13 protein-coding genes and 2 tRNA genes are annotated in these 17,242 nt (G+C 59.0%); 8 read left to right on the top strand and 7 right to left on the bottom strand.

What is annotated here, in order from left to right:
* Positions 1–43: 43 nt before the first annotated feature.
* Positions 44–1,288: a dicarboxylate/amino acid:cation symporter gene (locus tag K6118_RS14105; RefSeq protein ID WP_247121130.1), complete on the bottom strand. Its 1,245-nt coding sequence runs from the start codon at positions 1,286–1,288 to the stop codon at positions 44–46.
* Between the two features lie 254 nt (positions 1,289–1,542).
* Between K6118_RS14105 and K6118_RS14110 the strand changes: the two genes are divergently transcribed.
* The 3 genes from K6118_RS14110 (at position 1,543) to K6118_RS14120 (ending at position 4,373) form a co-directional block, all read left to right on the top strand.
* The gene (locus K6118_RS14110; RefSeq protein ID WP_247121131.1) at positions 1,543–2,016 is read left to right on the top strand and encodes a hypothetical protein; all 474 of its coding nucleotides are present in this window, start codon (positions 1,543–1,545) and stop codon (positions 2,014–2,016) included.
* A 132-nt stretch (positions 2,017–2,148) separates the two neighbouring features.
* The gene (locus tag K6118_RS14115; RefSeq protein WP_247121132.1) at positions 2,149–3,687 is read left to right on the top strand and encodes a S10 family peptidase; all 1,539 of its coding nucleotides are present in this window, start codon (positions 2,149–2,151) and stop codon (positions 3,685–3,687) included.
* 170 nt (positions 3,688–3,857) lie between these two features.
* Entirely contained in the window at positions 3,858–4,373 is a 516-nt protein-coding gene (locus K6118_RS14120) for a hypothetical protein (protein WP_247121133.1), read from the top strand.
* A 93-nt stretch (positions 4,374–4,466) separates the two neighbouring features.
* On the opposite strand, the gene K6118_RS14125 is transcribed toward K6118_RS14120, so the two are convergent.
* The 4 genes from K6118_RS14125 to K6118_RS14140 form a co-directional block, all read right to left on the bottom strand.
* Entirely contained in the window at positions 4,467–5,600 is a 1,134-nt protein-coding gene (locus tag K6118_RS14125) for an OmpA family protein (RefSeq protein WP_247121134.1), read from the bottom strand.
* Between the two features lie 245 nt (positions 5,601–5,845).
* Positions 5,846–5,921 (bottom strand) — tRNA-Asn (locus tag K6118_RS14130).
* A gap of 179 nt (positions 5,922–6,100) precedes the next feature.
* Complete coding sequence (locus K6118_RS14135) at positions 6,101–6,751, bottom strand: sulfotransferase family 2 domain-containing protein (protein WP_247121135.1); 651 nt, start codon at positions 6,749–6,751, stop codon at positions 6,101–6,103.
* A 99-nt stretch (positions 6,752–6,850) separates the two neighbouring features.
* Positions 6,851–6,924 (bottom strand) — tRNA-Cys (locus tag K6118_RS14140).
* A gap of 290 nt (positions 6,925–7,214) precedes the next feature.
* On the opposite strand from K6118_RS14140, the gene K6118_RS14145 reads away from it, so the two are divergent.
* The 3 genes from K6118_RS14145 to K6118_RS14155 all read left to right on the top strand — a co-directional run bounded on the left by K6118_RS14145 (position 7,215) and on the right by K6118_RS14155 (position 10,166).
* Positions 7,215–7,868, top strand: coding sequence for a protein-L-isoaspartate O-methyltransferase family protein (locus tag K6118_RS14145; RefSeq protein ID WP_247121136.1), 654 nt, complete (start codon positions 7,215–7,217; stop codon positions 7,866–7,868).
* A gap of 152 nt (positions 7,869–8,020) precedes the next feature.
* Positions 8,021–9,418, top strand: coding sequence for a TolC family outer membrane protein (locus K6118_RS14150; protein WP_247121137.1), 1,398 nt, complete (start codon positions 8,021–8,023; stop codon positions 9,416–9,418).
* A gap of 190 nt (positions 9,419–9,608) precedes the next feature.
* On the top strand, positions 9,609–10,166 hold the full coding sequence (locus K6118_RS14155; protein ID WP_247121138.1) for a DUF2497 domain-containing protein: 558 nt from the start codon (positions 9,609–9,611) through the stop codon (positions 10,164–10,166).
* 56 nt (positions 10,167–10,222) lie between these two features.
* On the opposite strand, the gene K6118_RS14160 is transcribed toward K6118_RS14155, so the two are convergent.
* Entirely contained in the window at positions 10,223–11,239 is a 1,017-nt protein-coding gene (locus K6118_RS14160; RefSeq protein ID WP_247121139.1) for an aspartyl protease family protein, read from the bottom strand.
* A 279-nt stretch (positions 11,240–11,518) separates the two neighbouring features.
* Between K6118_RS14160 and K6118_RS14165 the strand changes: the two genes are divergently transcribed.
* Complete coding sequence (locus K6118_RS14165) at positions 11,519–14,161, top strand: valine--tRNA ligase (RefSeq protein WP_247121140.1); 2,643 nt, start codon at positions 11,519–11,521, stop codon at positions 14,159–14,161.
* 68 nt (positions 14,162–14,229) lie between these two features.
* On the opposite strand, the gene speB is transcribed toward K6118_RS14165, so the two are convergent.
* Positions 14,230–15,135, bottom strand: coding sequence for an agmatinase (gene speB, locus K6118_RS14170; protein WP_247121141.1), 906 nt, complete (start codon positions 15,133–15,135; stop codon positions 14,230–14,232).
* A 183-nt stretch (positions 15,136–15,318) separates the two neighbouring features.
* Between speB and ilvD the strand changes: the two genes are divergently transcribed.
* Positions 15,319–17,157 carry a dihydroxy-acid dehydratase gene (gene ilvD / locus K6118_RS14175; RefSeq protein ID WP_247121142.1) on the top strand — a complete coding sequence of 613 codons (1,839 nt, stop codon included), beginning with the start codon at positions 15,319–15,321 and terminating at the stop codon, positions 17,155–17,157.
* Positions 17,158–17,242: the final 85 nt, after the last annotated feature.

Below are 17,242 nucleotides of genomic sequence, written 5' to 3' on the forward strand. Positions count from 1 at the left end.
ACCCGGCAGCCGGATTGATAAGAAAAAATCCCGTGGCTCGCGCTTAGTCGACCGCGCTGGCGTTGAAGACTTTTTCATCCAGGTCGCCTTCCCATTTGGCGACGGCGGTGCTGACCGACAGGTCACCGGTGACGTTCACGACAGTCCGGATCATGTCGAGTGGCCGGTCAAACGGGAAGATGAAGCCGACGATGAGGGCGGTTTGCACGTCCGTGATACCGAGGACGGCCATGACGGCGGCCAGCATGAACAGACCCGCGGACGGCACGGCGGCGGTGCCGACCGAGACCATGGTGGCAGAGAAAGCGATCAGCACATATTGGGTAAGCCCAAGCGGGATATGGAAAATCTGTGCGGCAAACACTGCGACGATGCCGACATAAAGCGCGGTGCCGTCCATGTTGATGGTCGCACCCAGGGGCAGTACGGAGGAGGCAACCGTCTTGTTCACGCCCAGGTTTTCCTCAGCCACTGTCATGGTCACTGGCAGCGTGCCGGAGCTCGAGGAGGTCGAGAAGGCGACAAGCTGGGCGCCGGTGATGTCGCGGAAGAAGCGCACGGGCGACAGCCGCAGCATGAATTTCATAATGCTGCCGTGGGTGATGACAAGGTGCAGGATGCAAGCGCTCAGGAAGGCGCCCACAAGCGGCAGCACTTCCAGAAGTTTGCCAACGCCACCGGTGCCGACGACGCCTGCGATCAGGGCGAACACGCCGAAGGGGGCGGTTTCCATGACCAGGTGGGTCATCTTGAGCATGACCTCAGAGCCTGCATCGAACACTTCGGCGAGCGGCTTGGCTTTCCGGCCAGCCATCAGAATGCCCGAGCCCAAGAGGATGGCGAAGAAGATGATCGCCAGCATATTGCCGTTTGCAAGCGCATGGACCGGGTTGGTGGGAATAATACCGACCAGCGTCTCGGTGAGCGAATGGCTGCGGTCAACGGCCTTGGGCGCCGCCCCCGTGAGGTCAACGCCAACGCCGGGCTGGAAAATCGCCGCCATGGTCAGGCCGATGGTCACGGCGACCACGGTCGTGCCGATATACATGGTCAGCGTTTTAATGCCGAGGGAGCCCAGCTTTTTGGGATCGCCCATCGCAACCACGCCGGAGACGAGGGTGACAAACACCAGTGGCACGACAATCATGCGGATCAGGCGGATGAAGATGGTTCCCATCCAGCTGATGCTGCTTGCGGCATCGCCCGCGATGGCGCCGAAAAGGATACCCAGAACCAGCATCGCCATGATGCGCTTCCAAAGCGTCGTTGCAAACCAGGCACGGATCATTTGATCGTTCTCCCCCTAATCATTTTGTTGTTCCAAGGCTTAAGCCTTCCTGCCCGTTTGGCAAGGGACAATTGCCGGCACTCTTTAAGGTAGACGTTGCACGCCCCGCGTTTGGGAGCTGGGGATGCCTAAAATTGACCATATAAATTAAAATGTTAGGAGAATTTTTGCCATATTGTCCCTTTAAGTTTCCGTTAGGGAAAGTCGGTCAAAGTTGGATGCTGGACATACCGAATCGGTAATGAAGGGCAAGAATGATCAGGCAGATGTTCCATGGCATGGCGGTGGCAGCCGTCCTTAGTACCCAGGCGCTCGGGGCGGACCCCGCTGGCGCCAAGCCCATCTGTATGCGTCCGGACGAAGTCACTGCGGACCAAATTCGTTTTATCGAAACCGAGCTCAGGATAGCGGCCCAGCAGTGCGTGGGCGGCAAGAATATTGACCTGCCAGACCTTTATACCAGTTTTGTCCTTGAAAAGCGGCCGTATCTTGCGCGCAGTGAGCGTCCGCTCACGCTCTATCTCAAGCGCAAGGGCAAGCAGGACCTGTCCAGCTATCTGAACACGGTCGCAAGCCGGGTTTCCTACGAAAGCGCGAATGTCAGCCAGTTTTGCAGCAAGAGCCGCCTGGCGGCCGAGGTTGCGGTCAAATCGGCGGACCCTTCCATCCTTCTGTCCCTGCTTCCGATCCCGTACCAGCGCCCTGCAGAGCTGTGCCAAAGCAGCTGACAGCCGAAAAGCTGAGAGGCCTGCCCATCAAAAAATCTTGATCCCGCTTGTGCGCGCGGCAAAGAACGCTAGCGTAAGGACAGATATAAGTGCTGCCCTTTGCAGGGCGGCCCTGCCAAACAAGGGGATACCATGACACGCTGGACTTTCTTGAAATGCGGCCTCGCCGCGCTTGCGCTCTCAGCCGGTGCGCTTCAGCCGCTTTCCGCACCGGCCTTTGCCGCTGATGATCAGGCGCAGGCCGAAAAAGACAGGCCGATTCCGGCCCGGCTCGATGTGGTCACCAAACACAAGGGCACGTTCGGCGGTGTGAAGGTGGACTATAAGGCTGTGGTTTCCGACCTTCAGCTCAAGAATGATGACGGTGACATTTATGCCGATGCCGTCACCACCTCCTATATCGCTGATGCCAAAGGCAAGAACCGCCCGGTGGTCTTCATCTTCAACGGCGGGCCGGGGTCGGCTTCCGTATGGCTGCATATGGGCCTGATGGGGCCGAAGCGCGTTGTCGTGCCGTCGGATGCCAAAGATGCGGGCAGCGCGCCCTACAAGCTGGTGGATAACGATGTGGCGATGCTCGATGTCGCCGATCTTGTCTTCATCGACCCGATCGGCACCGGCTATAGCCGCCTCGCCGGCAAGGGCAAGCCTGAGGATGTGTACGGTCTGGCGGAGGATGCCGAGAGCGTCGCCCAGATCATCCGGGAATGGATCAGAAGCCATAACCGCTGGAACGCCCCCAAGTATGTGCTGGGCGAAAGCTTCGGCACCACCCGGGCGGCCGCGATCCTGCCGTACCTGGAGGGTGGGCCGGAGCCGATCCGCCTGAACGGCGTGATCATGATATCGCAGGCGCTGGATTATACCGGCAGCACGCCGTCGGCCGATAACCTCGTCGCCTTTGTCACCTACCTGCCGACCATGGCGGCCACGGCCTGGTACCACGGCAAGGTGGACCACAAGGGCCGGACGCTGGAGGATTTCCTGAAGGAAGTTCGGACCTTCGCGACGGACGAATATCTGCCTGCGCTTTTCAAGGGCTCCAGCCTTCCGAAGGCGGAGTTCGACCATATCGCTCAGAAACTGGCGGCCTATACCGGGCTTGATGTCGCCTATGTCAAACGTGCGAACCTGCGGGTGCGGGCTGACCGGTTCGAAAAGCAACTCCTCAGGGACAAGGGCCTGTCCGTTGGGCGGCTTGATGCGCGCTACACCACGGATGAGATCGACGATACCGGCGCAGAGCCGCATTATGATGCTGCGGATGCCGCCATTTCGGGCGCTTTCTCGGCAGCATTTCACCAATATCTGCGCAATGATCTCGGTGTCGATATCAGCCGGCCTTATTATATGTCCGGCCCGGAAGTGGGCGCGAACTGGGTTTGGCACCGCCCGTCCGGCAACGGCTATTATGAGCCGGAGTATGTGAATACGGCGCCGGATCTCGCCGAAGCCATGCGCCGGAATGCGACCCTCAGGGTCATGCTGGCATCGGGCTATTTTGATTTCGCCACACCTTTCTTCGATGGGGAATATACCTTCCACCGGCACGGCATCGATATGAGCCGGGTCAGCGCCCATTATTACAAGGCTGGCCACATGATGTATCTGAACGCGGATGCCCGCAAAGCGGTTGCGCACGATATCAGGACATTCCTGACCGGTAAGTAAGGCCGAAGAATGAGACGGACGGCGCGGATTTCGGTTCGCGCCGTTTTGGTTTTTAGCTAAATCGTCTCCTGTCCTTAAGCTGCCTCAAGGACTGTGTTACGATGCCCCCAGGCAAAGCGGAAAGAGGCGCGCCCAAGACGACTATTGGCGCGCCCATAGGGGAAACCTTCATGATCAGGCACATGAAAGGGGCCTTCACAGCGACAGTTCTGGGAACCAGCGTTCTTGGGGCGACCCTGTTTACGGCACCGGCGATAGCTGCGGATGACTGTATGCAGCCGCGTGAAGCGGTGGCTGATGAAGTCCGCTATGTTCAGACTCACCTGAATGTGGCCGCCCTGATGTGCCGCGGCCCGCGGTATCAACAGTTTCCCGCGCTCTATAACCGCTTCATCCGCAAGAATCGCCATCATCTGATCAATGGCCGGGAGGCGATGATAAGCCTTGTGGCGCGGCTGGATGTCTCGCTCGACACGTACCTTACCCGCAGCTTCAACCGTGTGTCGTTTGAAAGCACCCGCACTGACGGCTTTTGTGACCGGGCGTTGGCGGCGCTCAGGCAATCGGTTGGGTCACCTGACCCGCTTGATATGTTGCCCTTGCTGCCTGTTGCCTATCAGCCCCCCGCGAACCGGTGCGGCTATGCGGGCCAGGCAGTGACTGCGGACGCCCGCCCGAATCGGTAGGCCGGATATGTCCTTAAAACCGGGGGCGTCATAGAAAAAGGGCCGCAGCCTGTGATGAGGCTGCGGCCCTTTTCTGTTTTATGCGCGGCCAGCTTAGCGGCTGATCACAATCGCCGTGCGGCGGTTCTGCGGTTCACGCACACCGTCCGCAGTCGGGACCAGGAGGTCGGTCTCGCCTTTCGATTCTACGCTGATGCTGTCTGCCTCAACGCCGAGGGCGACAAGCGCGGCTTTCACCGCTTCGGCGCGGTGCATCCCAAGCTTCATGTTGTAAGCTTCAGGGCCGGAACGGTCAGCGTGGCCGGTTGCCTGGATATGGACTGCCTTGCCTTCCTTAAAGGCTTTGGCTGCGGCTTCGATGATGTTCTGGGCTTCGGGCGTGATGGTGCTCTTGTCCCAATCGAAGAAGACCATGAACGGACCCGGGAGCGCGACCGGTGCCTGCTTGACGGGCTCAGGGGCCGGGGCCGGCTTCGGTGCTTCCTGAACAACCGCAGGGGCAGGTGCCGGAGCTGCGACCGGAGCCGGTTCAGCTTTCTTGGCCGGAGCGTCAGCGCCGAAGTGCCAGGTCAGGCGGGCGAAGACTTCGTTGGCCTTGAACGGCAGGCTGACGGTGCCAACCGGGCTGGTGAAATCGGAGGACAGGGTCCGGAAGTGGCGGACGCCAGCACCGAGTTCGATCCCGCCCGGAATTTCATGCACGACCTGCAGCATGGCCTGACCGGCGAGCTGCCACTGCGAACCATTGAGGAGCGCTTGCGGGCCGGAGCGTTCACTTTCAACGCGCAGGTTGGCAAGGCCGAGGCCCATACCGGCGAACAGCTTGGTGCGCTCGTTCCCAGCCAGTTCGTACCAGGCATTGGCCATGATCGCGGTCGAACGGGTGTCACCGCCGGCGCGGTTTTCACCAGTGTCGAGGTTGAGGCCGCCAGCGTTGGTGACCTGCAATTGCTTCAGCCAGTTCTTGCGGATGGCATATTCGCCTTCCAGCCGCCACTTGCCCATGGCTTTACCGAAATAAACGCCGCCCAGAACGCCGAGGCGTTTCTCGTCGGTCAGCGACAGGCCGGACCCACTATGGGAGATATCGTTATCAAGCGCCTGGGTCAGCCCCAGTTCGAAGCCGCCATAGTAGCTGCCGCTATCGTCGGCCTGGGCCGCGGAAGAAAGGGCAGGAGCCGCGAGGGCGGAGCCAAGCATCAGGGTGGTCAAGAGAAGGGTGCGCATAATGCTTCCTCTGGTTTTAGTTCTGGTTTTCGCCGAACGAGTGTCCGGTACTGGGAACAGCGGTGATCTTTAAACTTTCGGTTACGGGGCAAATGCGGCGAAAGCAAGAGAAAACGGGGATAAAATCATGGCTTTATCGCCATTTATCCAACGTTGTTGCATCCGGGTAATAGTGCGGGGTGGGATCATGCAGGTATCGCATAAAGCGAAAAGGGCTTGGGAAATTTCCCAAGCCCTTCCGTGATTGGCTCCCCAGGCCGGACTCGAACCAGCGACAAAGCGGTTAACAGCCGCTTGCTCTACCAACTGAGCTACTGGGGATCAGTAACCCGCGACCAGCGCCGCAAGTGGGGCCTTTATACTCAAAATTTTTGCCCTGCCAAGCCCTAATTTACATTTTTCTGACGCCTATAGCAAAAATACCGGAACCCTGCGGGGAACACTGCGGTTTTTCATGTTTTGTAATGGGCTTCCGCCAGCTGGCTGCGCCGGGATTCGCCTCAACCATAATAGCCATTAAGGAGGGCATAATCGGCAGCATAATAGTCCCGGAGTTTCATCAGATGCTTTTCCGACAGGCGGTCCCGCGTGAGCTTCGGTCCGCCTGTCTGGCTGTGGGGCAGGGTGAGCGTCAGCCCGGTGTGCCGGGACAGGAAAGTCACGACCTGGTCCAGCTCCTCGATCCGGAAAACATGGTTGAAACGGCTGAGGTCTCCGCCCAGGAAATGCCTGAGGGGCCGGGTGTGATGGAGGATGGCTTCGGAATCAGCCTGATAGTCTTCAAGATAGTCGACAAAGTCTTCGAGTGACGGGCGCGGGGCGCGGCGCAGGCTCAAGCTGCCGTTTTTAATGCGCCAGCGGTCCAGTTCACCATGGTGAAGCACCCGGTTGGCATAGGCAGACAGGAAACGCTGGATCGGGTCCCGCACAATCACGAAGCTTTCAAGATGCGCTGTCGCTTCCCAGTCTGCGCGGCGGAAGGGCATCTCGCCTTTCACGACGGCATGGATATTCTGCTTTTGGCCGCTGCCCACAACGTCATTCAGCCACACCCCGTGATCGAGGAAGTAAAATAGATGCTTCATCGACGTACAGGCGATCTTGGGAACCGAATAATAGGCAAGGCCGTATTTATTAGAAACGACGGGCAAGAAGTCCCCCTCCGAAAGGCCACGTTAGTTCGTGCCTTGCTCTATAGCCGACCGGGGGCGCCGATGCCAATGAGGTTGCTATATATAAAAGGGAGGAAATGGAGGCGCGAACCGGAATCGAACCGGTCTTCACGGATTTGCAATCCGGTGCGTAACCACTCCGCCATCGCGCCTCACTTGAGTGGTGGCAAACGTATAGTCAGGGCGGTCATTGGGGTCAAGACGCTTTTTAAGCCGAAAGGGCGGTCAGGCAGTCCCCGGTGGAACGCAGGCTTCCGTTCACCGCAAAAATGAGACCGATGGTCGCACCGTGGCATGTGTTACCGCTTTTTCATGGTAGGGGATGCGCGTAAAAGGCTACCGTTAGCCAGAAAACGCGTTGTTTCTTTATGCTGCTACCAGTATAAAGCGGCAAAGTTGAACTAACTGTGTATTGCTGTAACAGATGAAGGACCAGAGTGCCGTGAGCGAATCAGCCGTTGCCCTCAGCCATATGATCGATTGCCAGCTCCGCCCGAGCGAAGTGAATGACGAACGCCTGATCGGGGCGATCCGTGCCGTTCCGCGTGAGCAGTTCGTCCCCAAAGCCAAACGCGCCATCGCCTATGTCGATGAAGACCTTGAGGTCGCGCCCGGCCGCTACCTGATGGAGCCGGTGACCTTCGCGCGCCTGCTGGTGGAAGCGAACGTTTCCAAGAAAGATGTGGTCCTCGATGTAGGGTGCGCCACCGGATATTCGGCCGCCGTTCTTGCCGGTCTCGCCGATGCGGTCGTCGCATTGGAAGAAGACGAAGACCTGGCAGCTGCCGCCGAGAAAAAGATCGCGGCGCAGGAAATTATCAATGTCGCCGTTGTGAAAGGCGCCCTCAACAAGGGTGTCGCGAAGCAGGGTCCGTTCGATGTGATCGTCATTGAAGGCGCGGTCGAGGAAGTCCCCGAGGCGCTTGTGAAGCAGCTCAAGGATGGCGGCAGGCTTGTTTGCGTGAAGATCAGCGGCGGTATTGGCCGCGGTCATATCATCACCAAAACGGCCGGGATCGCGATCGAACGTGACCTGTTTGACGCCAATGTTCCGGTTCTGCCGGGCTTTGTCGTTGAAAAAGGCTTTGTATTTTAAGGTGACGCTCCCATATGGGGGTTATTGAACCCGGTAGAGTTGAAATGAAAAAGGTGGTAAAAACACCACCATCCTTAAGGCAAAGGCCCCCCTTGGCTGGCGCCGTATAAAACAAACAGCGAGGAAATAAGGAGACGAGGATGAGAAAGGGGATGATTTCACTGTTGGCTGTGACCACGGTGATCTGCGGCAGTTACGCTGCATCGGCCGAAACGCTTCAGGATGCCCTGGCGGCGGCTTACGAAAGCAACCCGCAGCTTTTGGCACAGCGGGCGGCGCTGAGGGCGACGGATGAGAACGTATCCACCGCGAAGTCGGCCTTTTTGCCGAACCTGTCGGGTACATATACACATACGAGAGATCATTCGAGCCTGACCGGACCGTCCCAGCAGCAGGATGGCTCTATTGCGATCACGACCCAAGGGGCTAACAGCCGAAGCGACGACTATAGCATCACAGCACGGCAAAATATTTTTAATGGGTTTCAGGATCGAAACGCCGTCAAGTCTGCCAAAAGCGGTATCATGGCAGGCCGGGCACAGCTTCTGTCTGTTGAACAACAGGTGCTTCTGCAGGCTGTAACCGCCTATATGAACGTGGTGCGGGACGAAGCTGTCGTGAAGCTGAATGAGAATAACGTTCAGGTTCTGGAACGCCAGCTTCAGGCCAGTAAGGACCGGTTCCGTGTGGGGGAAATCACCCGGACCGATGTTGCTCAGTCCGAGGCGCGCCTCGAAAGCGCAAAGTCAGCGCTTCTGTCTGCTAAAGCGACGCTGGCCTCCAGCCGGGCTTTGTATCGTCGTGTCGTAGGTCGGACCCCCGCGGGGCTCGATACGCCGTCGAAGAAGCCTGAGCTTCCAGTAAATCTGGATGCTGCCGTTGAACAGGCGATGGAGCTTAGCCCCGGTGTGATCGCCGCCAAATACAATGAGGAAGCCGCACGCTATAATGTTAGCAAGGCAAAGGGCGCGTTGCTGCCGAGCCTTAATGCACAGGCCTCTGAGCGTTACACGTCTAACAATGGCGGCTTGTCTCAATATGGCGCTTATGCTGGACGGGACTTGGAGACACAGTCTGTAACCGTACAGCTTTCTGTGCCTTTGTATTCGGGTGGACAGCGCTATTCGACCATTCGGAAGGCAAAACAGATTCGCAGCCAGCGCATGATGGAAATTCATCAGGCGGAACGGGTTGCGCAGGAGACTGTTTTCACGGCATGGGATAATTACCGCGCGGCCGTGGGGCAGATCGCTTCGACTGAGGCGGCTGTTCACGCCAACGAAATCGCGCTTGAAGGCGTGCGTCAGGAAGCGGCTGTTGGTTCCCGGACCACGCTTGATGTCCTGAACGCCGAGCAGGAGCTTCTGAACTCCCGCGTGTCGCTCGTCCGGGCGCAGCGTGATGAGTTCGTCGCGGCCTACAGCCTTGTGTCAGCGACCGGCCGGTTGACCGCGACCAACCTTGGCCTGAATGTCGAAAAATATGACGACGAGGCCTATTATAACAAGGTCAAGAACAAGTTCATCGGCTTCGGCACCGGCGACAAATAAGGCATCCTTTTAGGGGCCATGTGGAGAAGGAGGCGTTTTCGCCTCCTTTTTTATTGTGGCTTAGGGTGCACACTATCTGTGCCGAAACAGGCTGAATGACGCTTAACCGCCTTTGATGTCTTAAGAATTATTGACAGCAGAGTCCCAAGCAGGTACCTGTTTGGAAGGGAGTGTAAAATCTGGCTGGTTTATGAGCGATAACGCATCCGAAGACGAACCGACCATGGAAGAAATTCTGGCATCTATCCGCCGGATTATTTCTGATGAGTCGGACGAAGAACCGATCCACGATGAGGAAGCCCCGGAAGAGGACTTCCCCGAGGAACCGGTTTCTGCGCCTGAACCAGAACCTGAGCCCGAGTTCGAACCAGAACCCGAGCCGGAGCCTGAGCCAGAACCCGAACCGATTCCTGAACCAGAGCCCGAGCCGGAACCTGAACCGGTTTACGAGCCGGAACCAGAGCCGGAGCCTGAACCCGAGGAAGATATTTTGGAGCTGACAGAGTTCGCTTCGGCGAGCGATGTTGACGCCATTGTCTCTCCGCCTGTGGAAACCAGGACGGCTGAAAGCTTCGCGCACCTGACCCAGCTTATGGTTGCGGGCTATGAAGGGGCGGATAATACGCTTGAGGGTCTGGTGCGTGCCATGCTGAAGCCGATGCTTCAGGGCTGGCTCGATGAACACCTGCCGCAGATCGTAACGGACGCCGTCGAACGCGAAGTCGCCCGGATCGCCCGCCGCAAGTAAGGCGTTACGTCTTTCCTAAATGTGATTATCAGAGGCTGAGGAAGCCCCGTGCGCTATCAGCGTGGCTGTCCGCCAGCCTGTCCGCCATAGATCACTACTTTTGGTGACGCGGAGACAGGAGGACGGAAGTCCTTGACCACAAACTCTTCGTTGCCGGGCGTATAGATGGCTTTATTGTCCAAGTCGAAGCCGGAATAAAGACCGGCGATATTGGGGGTTAGCCACAATTTCCCGCTGGACAGATCAATAGCATAATCGAACGGGGCCAGCATGGTGGCGCCGATAATGCCTTGCCGCTCCTGAAGCTGTTTCGGCGTATGGCTGCCGATAAAGATAGGCAAGTTATTGAATATCAGCTTCCCGAAGCGGAAGCGGCCGAAATACAGGATGCCTTTATCGCTCTTGCGCAGCTCCGCCGCTTCTATCGTATTTGTCGCACGGGTAAATTGGTCATCATCCCACAGGGCAACCCCGCCCGGGTAGCCGGTATCAAGCATGAAAACCTTTATCGTCGGCATCTTTTCCCACGGCAGGCGGGAGCGGTGCACCAGATATGGCGTCCCGTTCCGAAGCGTGATTGGCTGCATGGTTTTGAAAAGGGACGACATGTCGGTGCCGGCCGGATACAGGCTCATCTTGTGGTTTGACGCGGAAATCGCAACCACATAGTTGCGGAAAAAGTCCCGCCCCAGGATGCCGTCCATCTGGGAGACCAGCCGCTGAACCATGTCGCCTTCATTATGCAGAAGCAGGGTGTCCTGGTTCTTGAAAACGAAGTTTCCAGCGCGGAATTCGACATTGCTGATCTGGCTGGCGTCTGCCAACTGGTTGAAAGCGGGGAACCGGATGTTTACCGGGGCAGAGGCCTGCCACTGACCTCTATGGAGGTCTTCCTTTTCCAGAAGCAGGGATTTTGAGGCGCCCGTGTCCAGAAGAAGGTCGAGATTCTGGCCCATGACCTCGAACGTGGTCGACGGCCGGTTGTTGTCGAGATGGATGGGCAGGGTGACAAGCGGCTCAGGCGGCGGGGTCAAATCCTTCGCCGTGGCGGACTCGGCACCCGGTGCCAACATCGCCAAACTCAAGGCGCTATAAAGCGCCAGCCTTATGGGGCGCAACATTGTCATAGCGGTGATAATATAACACAAAAAGTAAACAAACTTCAAAGCAACAAAAGTTTAACCGTGCGTGATTTGCGATAAAGCGAGTGCCTTAATGCAGCAATCGCCATGTTTTCATGCCTTTCGCTTGGAAAATCCCGCTTTCAGGGCTTCCGTTTTGCTGTGTTTTTGTGCAATGTGCGCGCACTTTAGCCATTGAGTAAGACGCGTACGCGAAAAACGGATCGAAGAATGTTGGATAAGACCTACACCCCCGGGGACATTGAAGCCAAATGGTACGAACATTGGGAAGGCACGGGCGCGTTCGCCTGCGGCCAGCGGCCGGACGCCGAGCCCTTTGTCATCGTCATGCCGCCGCCCAACGTCACCGGCAACCTGCACATGGGCCACGCGCTCGACAATAGCCTGCAGGACTGTCTTGTCCGTTTCGAACGCCTGCGTGGCAAGGACGTGCTTTGGCAGCCAGGGACCGACCATGCCGGTATCGCGACCCAGATGGTCGTTGAACGCCAGCTGGACGCCGCAGGCGGCCCCAGCCGTCAGGAAATGGGCCGGGATGCCTTCATCGAACGCGTCTGGCAGTGGAAAGAGGAATCAGGCGGCAATATCACCCGTCAGCTCCGCCGCCTTGGTGCCAGCTGTGACTGGAGCCGTGAAGCCTTCACCATGGATGAGCCGCGCTCCAGGGCCGTTCTCAAGAAATTTGTCCAGCTCTACCGCGATGGGCTGCTTTATAAAGACCAGCGCCTGGTGAACTGGGACCCCAAGCTGAAGACCGCCATCTCCGACCTTGAGGTCGAGCAGAAGGAAGTCGACGGCAACTTCTGGCACTTCAACTATCCGGTTGAGGGTGAAGACGGCGTCTTCATCGAAATCGCCACCACGCGGCCTGAAACCATGCTCGGCGATACCGCCGTTGCCGTGAACCCGGAAGATGAGCGTTACAAGCACCTGATCGGCAAGCAGGTTCGTCTGCCGCTGATCGGCCGCCTGATACCGATCGTGGGGGATGAGCACGCAGACCCGGAGCAGGGCACCGGTGCCCTCAAGGTCACGCCCGCGCATGACTTCAACGACTTTGAGATCGGCAAGCGCCATAACCTGGAGATGATCAACATCTTCGACCGCGACGCTGCCATCAACGAAAATGCGCCGGAGAAATACCGCGGCATGGACCGGTTCGAGGCTCGCAAGGTCATCGTCGCCGACATGGATGCCGCTGGTTTCCTCGTTAAGGTTATCCCGCACCGCCATATGGTGCCCTACGGTGACCGTGGCGGCGTGGTGATCGAGCCGTGGCTGACGGAACAGTGGTATGTGGACGCCGAGACGCTCGCCAAGCCTGCCATCGAGGCGGTTGAGACCGGCAAGACCAACTTCATCCCGAAAAACTGGGAAAAGACCTATTTCGAATGGATGCGCAACATCCAGCCCTGGTGTGTTTCGCGCCAGCTGTGGTGGGGCCACCGTATCCCGGCCTGGTATGCGCCGGACGGCACTGTCTTCGTTGAGGAAACGGAAGAGGAAGCTTATGCCGCCGCCCGCAAGCAGCTCGGCGCCGATGTCACGCTGACGCGGGACCCGGACGTGCTCGACACCTGGTTCTCGTCTGCCATGTGGCCCTACAGCACTATGGGCTGGCCGGAAGAAACGCCTGAGCTCGCGAAATATTATCCGAACACCACGCTGATCACCGGCTTCGATATCATCTTCTTCTGGGTGGCGCGCATGATGATGTCCGGCATCCACTTCATGGGGGATGTGCCGTTCAAGGATGTTTATATCCACGCGCTGGTGCGGGATGAGCACGGCGCCAAGATGTCCAAGTCCAAGGGCAACGTGATCGACCCGATCGAGTTTATCGAGAAATACGGTGCCGACGCGCTCCGCTTCACGCTGGTCGCCATGGAAGCGCAAGGGCGGGACATCAAGCTCGCTGAGAAGCGGGTTGAAGGCTACCGGAACTTCGGGACCAAGCTCTGGAACGCTGCGCGCTTCTGCGAGATGAACGGCATTCAGGGCTCGGATAGCGTGGAGGCACCCGAAGCCACGCTCGCGGTCAACAAATGGATCATCGGCGAAGTCGCCAAGGCGGCGAATGGTGTGACCTCGGCCCTTGAAGCCTTCCGCTTCAACGATGCCGCTGACGCCATCTATCACTTCGCCTGGGGCACCTTCTGCGACTGGTACGTGGAGCTGATCAAGCCGATCTTCTGGGGTGAGGATGACGCGCAAAAGGCTGAAACCCGTGCGGTTGCCGGTTGGGTGCTCGACCAGATCCTGGTGCTTCTGCACCCGTTCATGCCCTTCATCACCGAAGAGCTGTGGCACGCCACGCGCGACGACCGTCCGTATGACCTGATTGCTGCCCAATGGCCGACCGTCACGGCGGCAGATGCCGCTGCGGGTGAGGAAGTCAACTGGGCGATCAAGTTCATCACCGAAATCCGCTCGATCCGTGCGGAGATGAACGTCCCCGCGTCCGCCAAGGCCACCGCGCTGGTGGTTGGCGCGTCCGACGCCACCAAGGCGCGGCTCGATGCCTTCCAGGACATGCTCTGCCGTCTGGCGCGGCTGGAGGTCGCCAAGGCGGTCGATACCGCCGAAACCAAAGGCGCGGCCCAGCTCGTCGTCGACGAAGCGACCGTCTATCTGCCGCTTGCCGACCTGATGGACCTGGACGCCGAGAAGGCCCGCCTTGAAAAGAACGCTGGCAAGCTGGAGAAGGAAGCTGGGGGCCTGCGGGGCAGGTTGAACAACCAGGGCTTCGTTGCCAAGGCACCTGCGCATGTGGTTGAGGAAGCCAAGGAACAGCTTGCCGACCTCGAAGCCCAGCTCGAAAAAACCAAGGCCGCGCTCAAGCGTCTGGGCTAATCCCTTTAAATATCAAAAGAAAAGGGGCGCTTCAGGGCGCCCCTTTTTGTATTCGGATGGTGCGTGCCTTACGTGTCGTGGCCGAGACCGATCAGATAGAGGATATCGGCCGCGATGGTGGCACCGGCAAGCGCGGTGATCTGGGCTGCGCCTTCATAATGCGGGGCGACTTCGACCTGGTCTCCGCCGACGATTTTCATGCCGGCAAGCGCGCGGAGCACATCGCGCGCGTATGCAACACTTGGGCCGCCTACGACCGGCGTACCTGTTGCAGGTGCAACACTTGGGTCGAGGAAGTCGATATCGAAGGTCAGATACGCCGCGCGGTCGCCGACACGGTCGCGGATGCGCTTGGCCATCTCCTCGGCAGGGGTCTTCAGACACTCATTACCGTCGACGACCATCATGCCGTGTTTGTCCGGGTTCGGGGTGCGCATGCCGAGCTGGATCGAATTCTCAGGCACGATGATGCCTTCCTTGATGGCATGGTAGAACATGGTGCCGTGGTTGAGGTCTTCGTCCGTCCAGGTGTCCGAATGGGCATCGAAATGGATGAGCGCGAGCGGGCCATGCTTGCGGGCGTGCGCGCGCAACAGCGGATAGCTGATCGAATGATCGCCGCCGAGGGTGAGGAGCGAGGACCCAGTCGCCAGTACGGCGTCGGCTTTTTCCTCAACCGCGGGCATCATGCGGTCACTGTAAGCGGTGAAGCCGGTGACATCGCCGAGATCCGCCACAGCCCAGCGGTCGCGGAAATGAAAGTCCCACGGCCAGACGCCCCAGGGGAATTCCGCCATGGTCAGCGACATTTCGCGGATGCCGCGCGGCCCGAATCGTGAGCCCGGACGCCCGGTGGTGGCGAGGTCGAACGGCACGCCCATCACGGCGATGTCCAGACCCTTCGCGGTCTCGGCGACCGGCTGGCGGAAAAAACTGATCAGGCCCAGGTAGGGCTCCATCATGCCTTCTGACATGGTTTGCTCCTTGGAAGTTGGTTGCCTCCTTCATACGGGGCCGTCCGAGCCTTAGCAAATTAATTCAGGCGCAATTAAAATACAAAAAAGAGCAAACAAACTTTTCATTTCTTATCGACAGCGGCGGCCGCGCTCAGTATTGTCCGGCCCATGTAACGCTGTTTGCCCGATAAGGAATTTTCGATGCCGCATTATCGTTCCCGCACCTCCACCCATGGCCGCAATATGGCGGGCGCCCGGGCGCTTTGGCGCGCCACCGGCATGAAGGACGGTGATTTCCAGAAGCCGATCATCGCCATCGCCAACAGCTTCACCCAGTTCGTGCCGGGCCATGTGCATCTGAAGGACCTCGGCCAGATGGTCGCGCGGGAGATTGAAGCGGCGGGCGGTATCGCCAAGGAATTCAACACCATCGCGGTCGATGACGGCATCGCCATGGGCCATGACGGCATGCTCTATAGCCTGCCGAGCCGTGAGATCATCGCCGACAGCGTCGAATATATGGTCAACGCCCACTGCGCCGACGCTATCGTCTGCATTTCCAACTGCGACAAGATCACGCCGGGTATGCTGATGGCGTCCCTGCGCCTCAATATTCCGGTGGTGTTCGTCTCCGGCGGGCCGATGGAAGCGGGCGAGGCCGACTATGATGGCGGCACGCGCAAGCTGGACCTGGTTGACGCCATGGTCGAAGCCGCGAACCCGAACGTCTCGGATGAGGATGTCGCGGTGATCGAACGTTCGGCCTGCCCGACGTGCGGGTCGTGCAGCGGCATGTTCACCGCCAACAGCATGAATTGCCTCACCGAAGCCCTGGGCCTCAGCCTGCCGGGTAACGGCACCACGCTGGCGACCCACGCAGACCGCAAGGAACTGTTCCTGACTGCGGCCCGGCTGGTCGTCGACCTGTGCCGCCGCTATTATGAGGGCGAAGACGCGAGTGTTCTGCCGCGCAGTATCGCGAACCATAAGGCGTTCGAGAATGCCATCGCGCTTGATATCGCCATGGGTGGGTCCACCAATACGGTCCTGCATCTGCTGGCGGCAGCGCAGGAAGCCGAGGTCGATTTCACCATGGAGGATATCGACCGGATGTCCCGCAAGGTGCCGAACCTCTGCAAGGTGGCGCCGTCGACGCAGAAATATCACATTCAGGATGTCCACCGCGCCGGTGGTGTGTTCGGTATCTTGGGGGAACTGGACCGTGCAGGTCTCCTGAACCGGGACTGCTCCACCGTGCATACCCCCACGATGGGGCAGGCGGTCGACCAGTTCGACATTGTGAACAGTGCCGATGCTGAGTTGCACCACTTCTTCAAGGCGGCGCCGGGTGGCGTGCCGACCCAGGTCGCCTTCAGCCAGAACAAGCGTTACGACACGCTGGACCTGGACCGTGTGGAAGGCTGTATCCGGGCGAAAGAGCACGCCTACAGCCAGGACGGTGGCCTTGCCGTGCTGTTCGGCAATATTGCCGAGGACGGCTGCATCGTCAAAACCGCGGGTGTGGATGACAGCATCCTCAAATTTACCGGGACTGCGCGCATTTTCGAAAGCCAGGATTCGGCGGTTGAGGCGATTCTTGCCAATGAGATCGTCGCGGGCGATGTCGTGGTCATCCGCTATGAAGGGCCGCGGGGCGGACCGGGGATGCAGGAAATGCTGTATCCGACCAGTTACCTCAAATCCATGGGGCTCGGCAAAGCCTGTGCGCTTCTGACCGACGGGCGTTTCTCCGGCGGCACGTCGGGCCTGTCGATCGGCCACGTCAGCCCGGAAGCGGCCGAAGGCGGGGCCATCGGCCTTGTGGAGGAAGGCGACCTGATCGATATCGACATCCCCAACCGCAGCATCAATGTATCGGTCTCGGCTGACGAACTCGCCCGCCGCCGCAAGGCGATGGACGCCAAGGGCGACACCGCCTGGAAGCCGGTCGAGGAACGTAGCCGCAAGGTTTCCAAGGCGCTGAAGGCCTATGCCGCGATGGCGACGTCGGCCAGCAAAGGCGCTGTGCGTCAGCTTTAGCCTGACGGCAACCCTTGGTCGCAATTTTCGGCTTTTCGGTGCCACTTACTTCCGCTAGTCTGCCCCTTCAATTCTATGAATGGGG

It is taken from the genome of Kordiimonas marina, from assembly GCF_023006325.1.
GTDB classification, from domain to species: Bacteria; Pseudomonadota; Alphaproteobacteria; order Sphingomonadales; family Kordiimonadaceae; genus Kordiimonas; species Kordiimonas marina.

Bases quoted from the DNA above. Each gene is read 5' to 3' on its own strand.
- K6118_RS14150 (WP_247121137.1), top strand. From the start codon at position 8,021: ATGATTTCACTGTTGGCTGTGACCACGGTGATCTGCGGCAGTTACGCT.
- K6118_RS14165 (WP_247121140.1), top strand. From the start codon at position 11,519: ATGTTGGATAAGACCTACACCCCCGGGGACATTGAAGCCAAATGGTAC.
- K6118_RS14120 (WP_247121133.1), top strand. From the start codon at position 3,858: ATGATCAGGCACATGAAAGGGGCCTTCACAGCGACAGTTCTGGGAACC.
- K6118_RS14155 (WP_247121138.1), top strand. From the start codon at position 9,609: ATGAGCGATAACGCATCCGAAGACGAACCGACCATGGAAGAAATTCTG.
- K6118_RS14115 (WP_247121132.1), top strand. From the start codon at position 2,149: ATGACACGCTGGACTTTCTTGAAATGCGGCCTCGCCGCGCTTGCGCTC.
- speB (WP_247121141.1), bottom strand. From the start codon at position 15,135: ATGTCAGAAGGCATGATGGAGCCCTACCTGGGCCTGATCAGTTTTTTC.
- K6118_RS14160 (WP_247121139.1), bottom strand. From the start codon at position 11,239: ATGTTGGCACCGGGTGCCGAGTCCGCCACGGCGAAGGATTTGACCCCG.
- ilvD (WP_247121142.1), top strand. From the start codon at position 15,319: ATGCCGCATTATCGTTCCCGCACCTCCACCCATGGCCGCAATATGGCG.
- K6118_RS14110 (WP_247121131.1), top strand. From the start codon at position 1,543: ATGATCAGGCAGATGTTCCATGGCATGGCGGTGGCAGCCGTCCTTAGT.
- K6118_RS14125 (WP_247121134.1), bottom strand. From the start codon at position 5,600: ATGCGCACCCTTCTCTTGACCACCCTGATGCTTGGCTCCGCCCTCGCG.
- K6118_RS14105 (WP_247121130.1), bottom strand. From the start codon at position 1,288: ATGATCCGTGCCTGGTTTGCAACGACGCTTTGGAAGCGCATCATGGCG.